Consider the following 12,777-nt stretch of genomic DNA (forward strand, 5'->3'; position numbering starts at 1 on the left):
TTGCCTGTGGTGATAGTTATCAAGGTAGCCTGTTAGAAAGTGGACAACTGGGAAAGGGGATAGGCTAATAGGTCTGTCCCCTTTCCCAGTTAGCTAATCTATAGTCAAGCATTTGCAAGCATTTGTCAGGACCAGCACTGGTGCGTCGGTGCTGGCTAGTTAGCAGTCAGCGGGAGATTTACCGGAATGAATATTTTTGGCATTGGTCTGCCAGAGATGGCTCTGATTATGATGGTGGCCTTGCTGGTATTTGGCCCCAAGAAGTTGCCTGAAATTGGGCGTAGCCTAGGTAAGGCCCTCAAAGGGTTTCAAGATGCTTCGAGGGAATTTGAAGATGAGTTCAAAAAGGAAGCTGCTCGCATCGAAAAAACGGTGGCAGAACCGATAAAAGCTACATTGGAGAAACCAGAGCCCAAGGCCCTCAATCCAGATGCTGAGGAGACGCTCGCATCGGACACAGTTAGCGCCACCACAGAGGAAACTGCATAGGGAGCATTAGATAAACTTGCGGCAATAGGATGTGGCGGTAGGATGACGACCATAGAGGCTGATTCTCCACAGATGCCTAAATTGCTAGTTGGCCTGGGGAATCCGGGACAAAAGTATGAGCGCACGCGGCATAATATTGGGTTTGAAATTATCGACAATCTAGCGAAAGCATGGTCTGTTCCGCTTTCGGACAACAAACGGTTCCAAGGCCATGTTGCCGAAACCCGTGCAGCGTCTGGTGACCGCTTAATTTTGCTGAAACCCTCTACCTACATGAATCTCTCTGGGCAGTCCGTGCGCTCAGTATTGGACTGGTATAAGTTACAGCCCATCCATGTGTTAGTGATTTATGACGACATGGATTTGCCCATTGGTAAGCTGCGAATGAGAATGTCTGGTTCAGCCGGGGGACATAACGGGATGAAATCGATTATTTCTCACCTGGGAACCCAGGACTTCCCCCGACTGAGGCTGGGGATCAGTCGGGTAGATGGCGCAGACAAGCAGGCTAATCGTGCAGTAGTTGGTCATGTGCTGGGTAAATTTGCGCCAGACGAGCGTAAAGTTGTGGATGCTGCTATTAATCTTGCTGGGGAAGCCATAGAATTTAGCCTTGGTAAAGGCATTGAAAGGGCTATGAGTCTTTACAATGGGCGAGAAGCTACAGTTTAGATGCAAGGGTTTAGATGCAGGTAGCCTAAAAACCCGATCTACTCTGAACATCAATACCTATGGAGTTAGGGTCGTATTGTTGTGACAAGTCGTGGCTAAGGTCAAACAGAAGCAGGTAGTGCCTAAGGTACTAGTGATTCTCAACGGTAAGGGTGGGGTGGGAAAAACCACAACTGCCGTTAATTTAGCCGCAATTTTTGCAGAAGATAAGCGCGTTTTATTGATTGATAGCGATAGTCAACGCTCGGCAACGTGGTGGCTAGAACGGGTACACCAGGCCTTTGATTTTTCCCATGAAACTGATGCCACCATGCTAGGGCAGCTGAAATCCCTGGATAAGTATGAGTTGATTGTGGTTGATACCCCTCCAGCGCTACACTCTAAAGCCTTAGCTGCTGTATTGCCGGTGGCTGATTACCTGTTGCTGCCCACGCCGCCAGCCCCCATGGATGTGACCGCCCTTATCAGTACCGTCAAAACCGTTGCGCAACCCTCTGGGGTTTTTCATCGGGTATTGCTGACAAGGGTTGATTCCCGTAGTTTAAAAGAAGCGCAAGAAGCTCAAACCATGTTGGAAAAGTTGGATATTGCTGCTTTTCAAACTTACATAAGAAATTACAAAGCCCACGAACGTGCTGCTATGGAAGGTTGCGCTATCAGTCAATGGAAGGGAGCCAACGCGCAAGAAGCCCAGGCCGACTACTATAAAGTTGCCGCTGAAGTCCTAATGGACTGGAAAAGATTATGACTAAAAAACGCATCGCCGATCTGCTCAAAGAAGAAGTTGAAAAAACTGACAACGCCGCTCAGACTGCAGCCAAAAGTGCATCCAAGTCTTCCAAGGTGGATGCTGATGCCACCAGCGCTGCCAGCAAGGGAGCTGCTGCTGGCAATCAGGGAAGAGCGCGTACGAGTAAGGATGCCTCAGCTGCTGCTGTCAAAAAAACTACTACAACGGGTGGCAGCACCACGGCACTGGAAAAACAGGTAGCAGAATTAGAAACTGCCCTAAAGCAAGCCAAAGAACAAATTCTTGAATTACAGGGCGATATAGAAACCCATCAAACCCGGATATTTGAACTGAAGGATGAGTTAACTGCTGCAAATAAGGCCACAACGGATAAGGCTGAAGAACTGTCAAAAATTATCCAGGAGCTTGAAACTGCCAAGAACACGATCCGGCAAATTACCGTAACCCCGTCCGCAGAGACAGCCAGTACAAAAGAAGAGACACCACCGAGAGTAATCCACGGTGCAGATTTAGCCTCAAATCGTAGTACCCTCAGCCTGCGCAATCGACCTAACAGCTACAAAGCGATTCCTGATTATGCCATCCAGCGCGGTGAGCAAAACAGTATGCTGTCTGACGATGATATTGGCTGGGTTGATTAGCTAAGATCAAGGCCAGCCATATATTGTCATAGCGTTTTTTTACAGTTGACTACATCTGCTGGTTTATGACTGGCGATATCAATTAACCTGACAGACATTGTGTACAGGTATGGTTATGGATGTGAGAGCCGCCGTTGCCCATCAAGCGGGTCAGCCTCTAACGATAGAAACGCTGACTTTGGATGGACCGAGGGCCGGTGAGGTGCTGGTAGAGATCAAAGCCACGGGTGTGTGTCATACGGATGCTTATACCCTCTCAGGTAAAGATCCAGAAGGTTTATTTCCATCCATCCTAGGCCACGAAGGTGCTGGCGTAGTTGTGGACGTTGGGGCTGACGTCAAAAGCCTTAAACCGGGCGATCATGTCATTCCCTTATATGTGCCTGAGTGCCGTGCCTGTGAGTATTGTTTAAGTGGTAAAACCAACCTGTGTCAGTCGATTCGTGTTACCCAGGGCCGTGGCCTGATGCCCGATGGTACCAGTCGCTTTCGGTTGAATAATGAGCCGATTTATCACTACATGGGTACGTCGACGTTTGCCAACTATACTGTTGTACCTGAGATTTCCCTTGCCAAAATTCGAGAAGATGCGCCTTTTGAGAAGGTTTGTTATGTCGGCTGCGGTGTCACCACCGGCATAGGTGCTGTGATTAATACGGCAAAGGTAGAACCTGGGGCCAATGTGATTGTGTTCGGGCTCGGTGGCATTGGGTTAAATGTGATCCAGGGCTGTCGCTTGGTGGGGGCGAACATGATTGTGGGGGTGGACATTAACCCTGGGAGAAAAGCCCTGGCGGAAAAATTTGGCATGACCCACTTTGTTAACCCTAGGGATGTGGAAGGGGACTTAGTGCCCTATTTAGTGGACTTAACTAAGGGTGGCGCTGACTATTCCTTTGAGTGTATTGGGAGTGTGCAGGTGATGCGCCAGGCCCTGGAATGCTGTCATAAGGGTTGGGGTGAAAGCATCATTATTGGGGTGGCTGCGTCAGGAGAAGAAATTTCTACTCGACCATTCCAATTAGTCACGGGGCGGGTTTGGAAGGGTACGGCCTTTGGTGGGGCTAAAGGCCGTACCGATGTGCCTAAAATTGTGGACTGGTACATGGATGGAAAAATCAACATTGACGATTTGATCACCCACACATTCTCATTGGAAAAAATCAACGAGGCCTTTGATGTGATGCATGAAGGCAAGTCAATTCGCAGTGTCGTTACTTTTGACTAGTGAATTGACCTAGGCTAAATTTGAACTAAATTTGCTCGCTGGAAAAGGTATTACATTGTTCAATGTCGCCAGTTGTTAACCCTTGCTTGAACCAACGAACCCGCTGGGCGGCACTACCGTGGGTAAAGGATTCCTCTACCACATAACCACGGGATTGCTCCTGTAGGCGGTCGTCCCCAATTTGACTAGCGGCGTTGAGTGCTTCTTCGACGTCGCCATTTTCTAAGATGTCGCGGGCCTTGTCAGCACGGTTGGCCCACACACCCGCAAAACAGTCTGCTTGCAGTTCTAAACGCACTGAGAGCTGATTCGCTTCAGCTTTGCTAGCTCGGCTTTGTAGCTGTCGTACTTGATCAGAAATCCCCAGTACGTTTTGCACATGGTGTCCGACTTCATGGGCGATCACATAGGCTTGGGCAAAATCACCGGGAGCTTGGTGACGGTTCTGGAGATCCTTGTAAAAACTGAGATCGATATAAACCTTTTGATCTGCGGGGCAGTAAAAGGGACCCATGGCGGATTGGGCTGCGCCGCATCCAGACTGTACTGCACCCGAGAATAAGACTAAGGCCGGTTCTGGGTAGGGCTGACCAATTTCCTGCTGGAAAATCTGATTCCACGTATCCTCAGTGTCTGCCAGCACAATGGAGGTAAACTCGGCTAGCTGATCTTCAGCAGGCGATGTCTGCCCTTGCTGTGAAGGTGATTGGGATTGGGGTGTAGCCACTTGATTTAGAAGAATGCTGGGATCTCCTCCTAGGAGGGTGACCACTAGGGCTAAGACTAGGATGCCCAGGCCGCCGCCACCAACAGCGATAGAACTGTTGCCACCACGGCGATCTTCGATATTGCTACTGCGCCGCCCCGTTTTTTTCATGGCTATCCCTTAGGTATGTCGTAAAACATCGATGTCAGATATCTGAATCATAAACCTTGCCCAGGCCCAGGACGATTATTTTTCCAGGAGAACCGACTGGTGCGATGGAGGACGGGGTGGATTATTTCCTTTTAGCGATAAATTAAACTATGGCGATAAGTCAAACTAATACGGCTTATTCTTGTTTGGCTACCTGCTTGGTGAGCGCGGCGATATAACGATCAATTCGGTGATCTTGCAAGCTACCGGAAATCATTCGCCAGCTAAACAGGGCATTGAGGCGGATGCGGGTATCTACATGGTCGTAGTTTTGCCAGCGGCGCGGCAAACCACTGACCACATCATTGCCATTGACAAACCGCCATGTATTGGGGACACGGCGATTGTAGGATGCGACGAAGGCCTTGTTGCCCACCCTGGGGGCTCCAAACGTGTAGGTTTCTACTGAGATCTTTGGTGAGAAGTTGAACTGTAAATCCACGGCACATAGTTTGGCTAATGCTCCGCCTAAACTGTGACCAGTCAAGATCCAGCGGGTCATGGTGCTGTTCTGAACGGTGGTGTGAATGTCAGAACGGGCGGCCAGATATGCCCTGGTAAATCCTGTGTGGATTTTTACCCCAGAACCGGTGGGGCCATAAACTTCAGGATAGTTCAGCTCTTTGTTGTCCAGTACTGCATCTTTCACCGCAGACCAGTGGGAGAAATCTAAGTTATTCAGCCAGTCACGGTCGGCATTACTGCCTCGAAAAATGATGTATCCACACTGGGTGTCGGGGTCTTCTAATAGGGCAACTTGAGTATCCGTAAGCTTGATATTAAACAGCTTGGGAACCAGGCTAGGGCGCATACTAAAGCGCAGCCGATCATTGAAATCCCGATAAACTTCATTCGACAGATGGGCACAGCGTAGTGCCATTTTGTAGTCTAGTTGATTAGCCATAATCTCCCCTTAAGTCTATGTCAAACCCTCTGGGGTCAGTGTGCCGCAGAGTTTGGATATGTTGACGACTTGGTGATAAAAATTAAGTGTTTACCAGCAGACTCCCCAGATCAAGACATCTGGATCATCCTCCTTACCCAGGGCTTCAGTTTGGAGATTCCGTATTCCGTATGCCACCACCGAATCTCAGATTTGAGACGTTTGACGGGCTCAAATTCTGACTGTACAAATGATGAATTAGGCTTTTAGGCACTGACCAGCGGTGCCGTTCTGGCTTGAAAATCAGCGGCTTTGAGGGCAATCACGGTTTTGTCTGGGTCTTTTACCCGGAACTGGGCACCGAGACGCACCACCTGACGATGACCGTTGTAGCTGATCATGGCCACGACTGGGATTTTGGCTTCGTGTTTATCTTCCCCTTGCTGGTCCTGAATAATATCCCGTAGCCGATTTTGTTGGACGATATCTCCGGCTATGGATGGGGGCAACTCGACCGTGACGAGCCGCACATCTTCGATGGGTTCGGCGTCATCAACGATAAACTGCATCTGATCATCCCGGCGGTCGACCTTGCCCCAAATCATCAGTCTGGCGTCGGCTTTGATGTGCATGCCGATGCGGGCATAGGAACGGGGAAAGACTACGGCTTCTGCATGACCACTCAGGTCCTCGATCTGGAGGATAGCCATGCTGTCACCTTTTTTGGTGGTGATGGGTTTCATGGCGCTGATCATGACGATGGCGCTGAGGGTGAGTTTTTCGGGTTGGTCTCCTAGCTCCGCCAGGTTAATGGGGGCCAAAATGCGGGCCGGGCGTTGGACTGATTTGAGGGGATGGTCGGAAATATAGAATCCTAACAGTTCTTTTTCTAAGCGCAGCCGCTCTTGGGAATCGTAATCCTCCATGGGGGGGGCTTTGGGGGCTGCTTCGTAGGCACTGCTGTGGTTGGCGGGGGCACTGTCACTGGCGGTGCCGCCGAGTATCATGTCGAAGATACTACCTTGGCCAATTTCGCGATCTTTGGCGCGAGACTGGGCCCAGTCAACGACAAATTCTAGGTCGGAGAATAGCTGGCGACGGTTATGGTTGAGGCTGTCTAGGGCTCCGGAGTGGATTAGGGCTTCTAGGGCACGGCGGTTGACGGCGCGAAGATCGATGCGATCGCACAATTCCGGCAACGACTTAAACGGCCCATCCTCTTCCCGGCTCCTAAGCAGCGTCTCAATTGCCCCCAGCCCGACATTCCGCACCGCCGACAGCCCAAACAAAATGCAATCATTTTCCGGCGTAAAGTCCACTCCCGAACGATTCACATCCGGTGGCAGCACCTCAATTCCCATACTGACGCAGTTGGCAATATGCATCTGCACCTTGTCCTGGTCACCGCTGATGGCCGTCAGCAGAGCCGCCATATACTCCACCGGATAATTCGCCTTCAGATATGCCGTCTGATAAGTGACATAGCCATAGGCCATGGAATGACTTTTATTGAAGCAATATTGGGCGAAGTTAACCATCTGCTCCCAAAGGGCTTCGACGGTCTTCTGGGGCACCCCATTGGCCATCGAACCTTCGACAAACTTGCCCCGGTGCATGTCCATCTCCGACTGCTTTTTCTTCCCCATGGCACGGCGCAGCAGGTCCGCTTCTCCCAAGGAATAGCCCCCCATATCCTGAGCAATTTTCATGATCTGCTCTTGGAAGATCATGATGCCGTAGGTCTCTTCCAAAATCGGCTGGATCAGCTGATGGGGATAGTCGATCTGCTCCCTACCGTGTTTGCGGTTAATAAACTTGGGAATCAAACCGGCATCCAACGGACCGGGCCGGTACAGCGCCAGCACTGACGAAATATCATCCAACCCGTCGGGTTTCAGATCCTTCACAATCTGGCGCATGCCCGAGGACTCCAATTGGAATACTCCCCCTAACTCCCCCCGACCCAGCAGCTTGTAGGTTTCTGGATCATCGTAGGCCACCCGATCCATATCAATGATTTCACCACGGGTCTGCTCCACATAGTCCACCGCCTTTTGGATCATGGTGAGGTTGCGCAGCCCCAAAAAGTCCATCTTCAGCAGACCCACCGCCTCCACATCTTCCATGTAGTACTGGGTGATCACCGCACCGTCGTTATTACGCTGTAGGGGAACCAGCTCATCCAACGGGTTGGCTGAAATCACTACCCCAGCCGCGTGCATACCAAAGGTTTTGTTAGTCCCTTCAATGGTGATGGCCATATCCAGCCAACGCCGATAGGTGACTGCCGTCCCCGGCACCAAGTCCCCACTGGCGTACTTTTCTTGAAACACCTTTTCAGGCGTTTTCTCAGGGTCGATCATCACCTTAAGCTTGGCGGGTTTACCCCGAGCCACCGGGATCATCTTCGCCATTTTGTCCGACTCGCCGTAGGGAATATCTAGCACACGGGCCACATCCTTAAGTACCGCTTTGGAGGTCATGCGGTTAAAGGTAATAATCTGGGCCACGTGGTCCTTGCCATATTTTTCGGTGACGTACTCAATCACCTTTTCCCGTTTTTCAATGCAGAAGTCCGTATCCACGTCAGGCATGGAGTTACGTTCGGGATTTAAGAATCGCTCGAACAGCAGACCGTGGTGTACCGGATCAATATTGGTGATTCCCATACAGTAGGCAACCAGAGAGCCAGCCGCTGACCCTCGCCCTGGCCCCACGGGAATTTTCGTATCCCGAGCGAACTTAATGTAATCCCACACCACCAGAAAGTAGGTGGCAAATCCCATTTGGTGCATCATCTGGATTTCGTATTCCAGCCGGGCCTGATACTCCAATGGGGCCTGATCATAGGTATCAATATTTAGCCGAGCGAGGAGGCCATCGCGGGAAACCTGGGCCATATAGGTTTCGCCAGTGTGGCCTGCTGGCACTGGGAAATTGGGGATTTGAGGGTTGCCCAAAATTTCATAGGCCTCAACTTTGTCTGCCACTTCCATGGTGGTGGCCACTGCTTCGTCGATCACGTCCTGGGGCAGGTGATCCCGGAACAGGCGACGCATTTCGTCAGCGGATTTTAGATATTCGGTACCGCTATAGCGCAGGCGTTTGTCTTCGGTGACGAGCTTGCCGGTTTGGATGCAAAGCAGGGCATCATGGGCTTCCACATCCCCACAGGAAATGAAGTGGGAGTCATTGGTGGCAATGATTTTAATATCCAGCTGGCGGGCGATGCGGATGATTTCCACATTGACAATGCGGTCTTCCGGTGAGCCGTGGTCCTGGATTTCTAGATAATAGTCATCGCCAAACAGGTCTTTGTACCACTGGGCGACGCGGTAGGCCACATCCAGCCGATTTTGCATGATGGCCTGGGGCACTTCGCCACCGAGACAGGCACTGGTGACGATCAGACCTTCGTGGTACTGCTCCAGCAGGGCCTTATTAATGCAGGGACGGGAAAAGATGCCGCGACCTTGGACGCCATCCAGGTGGGACACGGTAGTGAGTTTCACCAGGTTTTTGTAGCCCTGGGTGTTTTTAGCCAGGATGACCTGGTGGTAGCGGGGGCGTTTTTCTTGTTTGGTGATGTCCCCGTTGATCAGGTACATCTCGTTGCCGATGATGGGTTTGATCCCTGCTTTATTGCAGGTTTTGATCAGTTCAATGGCCCCATACATGACACCGTGGTCGGTGAGGGCAAGAGCAGGCATCCCCATCTCGACGGCTTTTTCCGCCAATGGAGTCAGTTGGCTAGCGCCATCGAGCAAACTGTAATCGCTATGGATGTGCAGACCAACAAAGGACATAGAATTCGCCCGCTTTTAGTACAATTATACTCCAGAGTCTTGGTGGTTTGAAGTTTTGGGGGGACCACTAGCCATAGAGTCTGGATTCTCAGGTTAGCTGATTTATAGCGCTACATCTAGTTAATTTAACAATAGATTTCTAGATCATAATTGTCATGTAGGGGCATCCCATTGTGGGTGCCTTGGAGCACCGATGCCATGGGTTCAACCGTTGGGGAGAGGAGCGATGAAGATCGCAGGATCGGTTTGTTGCGATCGCACTCCATCACAAGGCATTGTCCCTACAGGGTTATCTATTGTGAATCGGATGGCCTTATCTATCTGCCACCTATTGCCCATGTTCACTTTGCTGCTGAATCAACTTAGCTACTAGGCCAGTCCAGCCGGTTTGATGGCTGGCACCAATGCCTGCGCCATTGTCCCCATGGAAATACTCATGGAACAGAATATAGTTCTGCCAATGGGGGTCTTGCTGGAAGGTGGATAGACCCCCATAGACAGGACGATTCCCCTGATCATCTGGCAAAAAGATGCGGTTTAGCCGTTGGGAAATTTCTGCGGCTACCTCCCTTAGGTTCACCCAGTTGCCGGAGCCGGTGGGACACTCGATCTTGAACTCATCGCCGAGGTAGTGGTGAAACTTTTGCAGCGACTCGATCAGCAAGTAATTTAACGGAAACCAGATGGGGCCGCGCCAGTTGGAATTACCACCGAATAAGCCACTGCTGGATTCCGCCGGTTCATAACTGACGCGGAACTCTTCACCGTTGGTATTGAAAACATAAGGATGTTCGGCGTGGTAGCGCGATAGGGCACGGATACCATAGGGACTGAGAAATTCGCTTTCATCCAGTAGCTTGGTCAGGATGCGCCGCAGTTTATCGGTGGGCTCTACCTCGCCTAGGCTGGCATAGCACAGGGCCAGTAGACGACGAGCACCCACGCCCCGGGTTTCCATGCAAGCTAGATTTTTTTTCAGATCGCTGCGATTTTCGATAAACCATTCTAGCCGTTGCTTAAAGTTAGGCACTTTTTCCAGTAAATCAGGCTCCAGGGTCATGACGGCAAATAGGGGAATTAAGCCCACCATGGAACGGACCTTCAAGCGCTGACGAGCGCCGTTGGGGAAGTGCAAGACATCGTAGAAAAAGCCATCTTCGTTATCCCATAGCTGGGTGCGGTCTTGGCCAATATGGTTCATGGCCTCGGCGATGTAGATAAAATGCTCGAAGAATTTGGTGGCCATGTCTTCGTACACTGGGTTTTCCTTGGCTAGCTCCAAGGCTATGGTGAGCATATTGAGACAGTACATGGCCATCCAGCTGGTACCGTCGGACTGTTCTATATACCCGCCAGTGGGTAGGGCTGAGCTGCGGTCAAAGACCCCAATGTTATCTAGGCCGAGGAAGCCGCCCTCAAAGACATTGCTGCCGTCGGCGTCTTTGCGGTTGACCCACCAGGTGAAGTTGAGTAGGAGCTTTTGGAAGACGCGTTCTAGGAAGGTGCGATCGCACCTCCCCGTCATCTTCTGCTCAATCTTATACACCCGCCACGTTGCCCAGGCATGAACGGGAGGGTTCACATCCCCAAACGCCCACTCATAGGCTGGCATCTGACCATTGGGGTGCATGTACCATTCCCGGGTCATGATATCCAGCTGATTTTTAGCAAACTCCGGGTCCACCATGGCCAGGGGAATACAGTGAAAGGCCAAATCCCAGGCCGCAAACCAGGGATACTCCCACTTATCGGGCATGGAAATAATATCGTCCGCCCCCAGATGGATCCATTGATGATTGCGTTGACGGCTATCCGGCGGTTTAGGCGTGGTCGGATCCCCCTTGAGCCAGCGGGTTACATCAAAAGCGTAGTATTGTTTACTCCACAAGAGTCCTGCAAAAGCCTGACGCTGCACCGTCCGGGCCTCATCCCCCATGGGAAACGGAGAAACAGCTTGATAAAATGCATCCGCATCCTGTTGGCGGGCGGTCAGGGTAGTGGTAAAGGATGTGCCAAAGGGAGTAGCTAGTTGGGGCTGATCGCTCAGTCTCAGCCAGATTGTCTGACTCTCTCCAGGGGCAATGGTCAATGAGTAGTGAGCCGCTGCTTTAGTGCCTGAGAGTCCAGGATTCACAGCCTCTTTCTCAGCGTGAATCACATAGCGATGAAAGGCATCTTTGACGTAGGGTGTGGCATTGTCAGCCCCAAAGACGGCCTGGTAATTGGTCTCATTTTCGGTGAATAAAATGGGAGCCGTCTGGGCCAACTCTTTGTTCTGGCAATAGAGCCAGCGGTTGCCTACTTCCGGATAGGAGGCTTCTAGTGTGCTAAAACCCGGTTGAGTATCGGCTAATTTGAGGATTGGTTTTTCTGCCTGCTTTTCCCAGCTCCAGGTGTTGCGAAACCATAGGGTGGGAAGGACTGTCAGGGTTTTTGTCTCGGGTCCCCGGTTGGCAACGGTAATTTGGATCAGAATATCTTCGGGGGTAGCCTTGGCGTATTCGACCCAGACATCGAAGTAGCGATTTTCGTCAAAGATGCCCGTGTCTAGGAGTTCGTATTCTAGGGCGTTGCGATCGCGCCGCTGATTTTCTGTCACCAGCTCCCCATAGGGATAGGCTGCCTGGGGATACTTGTACAGGGCCTTCATGTAGGAATGGGTGGGCGTACTATCCAGATAAAAGTAGTACTCCTTTACGTCCTCGCCATGGTTTCCCTGGCTCCCCGTCAGGCCAAATAATCGCTCTTTCAGTACCGGGTCTGCCCCATTCCAAAGGGCTAGACTAAAACACAGCCGCTGTTTGTGATCAGAAATGCCCAGCAAGCCATCCTCTCCCCAGCGATAGGCCCGCTTGTGGGACTGGTCATGGGAGAAATAATCCCAGGCTTCCCCCGTGGCGCTGTAGTCTTCGCGGACGGTGCCCCATTGGCGTTCACTCAGGTAAGGTCCCCAGGATTTCCAGGCATGGTCTTGTAGGCGGTCGTGTTCTGTGGTCATGGTTGGTTTTATCGGCGATGGGCAATGGGATCTGGCAAAACTGTTAGGGGTGTTGCAGGCAACGCCTCTGACGGTTGGTCAATTTTCAACGATGCGAATAGCATGGCCATCGGGGTCACGCACCAAAAAGCCTTGGCGGAAGTCAAACATGGACTCTGTGAGGGCCACCGGTCCAGACGAAATGAAGGGCACACCGGCATCTTGCAGCCGTTCAGCGGCAGCCGTTGCATCCGCAACGACCATGGTGAAACGCTTTAACCGTCTAACATATCCATTCACACCCCAAGGCGCTAGGGGATAAGATTCAAATCCGTCATAATTGGGGGTTTGGGGGCCTCGGCAACCAACCGCCCCGGCACCAACGCCATCTTTTTTGCTGAAACTCATCACGCC

10 protein-coding genes are annotated in these 12,777 nt (G+C 51.4%); 5 read left to right on the plus strand and 5 right to left on the minus strand.

Annotated features, from left to right (window positions below; translation table 11 throughout):
• Window positions 1-186: 186 nt before the first annotated feature.
• From VB741_RS04360 to VB741_RS04380, 5 genes are all read left to right on the plus strand, one after another.
• Entirely contained in the window at window positions 187-489 is a 303-nt protein-coding gene (locus tag VB741_RS04360) for a TatA/E family twin arginine-targeting protein translocase (protein ID WP_323363922.1), read from the plus strand.
• A gap of 42 nt (window positions 490-531) precedes the next feature.
• Window positions 532-1,161 carry an aminoacyl-tRNA hydrolase gene (gene pth, locus VB741_RS04365; protein WP_323363923.1) on the plus strand — a complete coding sequence of 210 codons (630 nt, stop codon included), beginning with the start codon at window positions 532-534 and terminating at the stop codon, window positions 1,159-1,161.
• Window positions 1,162-1,252: 91 nt separating this feature from the next.
• A complete protein-coding gene (locus VB741_RS04370; protein WP_323363924.1) occupies window positions 1,253-1,909 on the plus strand; it encodes a ParA family protein in 657 nt (218 codons plus the stop codon).
• Window positions 1,906-2,553 carry a hypothetical protein gene (locus VB741_RS04375; protein ID WP_323363925.1) on the plus strand — a complete coding sequence of 216 codons (648 nt, stop codon included), beginning with the start codon at window positions 1,906-1,908 and terminating at the stop codon, window positions 2,551-2,553. The genes VB741_RS04370 and VB741_RS04375 overlap by 4 nt, the downstream gene beginning before the upstream one ends.
• Before the next feature lie 115 nt (window positions 2,554-2,668).
• Entirely contained in the window at window positions 2,669-3,781 is a 1,113-nt protein-coding gene (locus tag VB741_RS04380; RefSeq protein ID WP_323363926.1) for an S-(hydroxymethyl)glutathione dehydrogenase/class III alcohol dehydrogenase, read from the plus strand.
• A gap of 25 nt (window positions 3,782-3,806) precedes the next feature.
• On the opposite strand, the gene ypfJ is transcribed toward VB741_RS04380, so the two are convergent.
• The 5 genes from ypfJ to VB741_RS04405 form a co-directional block, all read right to left on the minus strand.
• Entirely contained in the window at window positions 3,807-4,658 is an 852-nt protein-coding gene (gene ypfJ / locus VB741_RS04385) for a KPN_02809 family neutral zinc metallopeptidase (protein WP_323363927.1), read from the minus strand.
• A gap of 175 nt (window positions 4,659-4,833) precedes the next feature.
• On the minus strand, window positions 4,834-5,601 hold the full coding sequence (locus tag VB741_RS04390; RefSeq protein ID WP_323363928.1) for a lipase family protein: 768 nt from the start codon (window positions 5,599-5,601) through the stop codon (window positions 4,834-4,836).
• A 245-nt stretch (window positions 5,602-5,846) separates the two neighbouring features.
• Window positions 5,847-9,386: a DNA polymerase III subunit alpha gene (locus tag VB741_RS04395; RefSeq protein WP_323363929.1), complete on the minus strand. Its 3,540-nt coding sequence runs from the start codon at window positions 9,384-9,386 to the stop codon at window positions 5,847-5,849.
• Between the two features lie 328 nt (window positions 9,387-9,714).
• A complete protein-coding gene (locus tag VB741_RS04400; RefSeq protein ID WP_323363930.1) occupies window positions 9,715-12,384 on the minus strand; it encodes an MGH1-like glycoside hydrolase domain-containing protein in 2,670 nt (889 codons plus the stop codon).
• 78 nt (window positions 12,385-12,462) lie between these two features.
• Window positions 12,463-12,771: a VOC family protein gene (locus VB741_RS04405; protein ID WP_323363931.1), complete on the minus strand. Its 309-nt coding sequence runs from the start codon at window positions 12,769-12,771 to the stop codon at window positions 12,463-12,465.
• Window positions 12,772-12,777: the final 6 nt, after the last annotated feature.

Origin of the sequence: Leptothoe sp. PORK10 BA2 (assembly GCF_034932105.1) — a bacterium.
GTDB lineage: Bacteria > Cyanobacteriota > Cyanobacteriia > Phormidesmidales > Phormidesmidaceae > Leptothoe.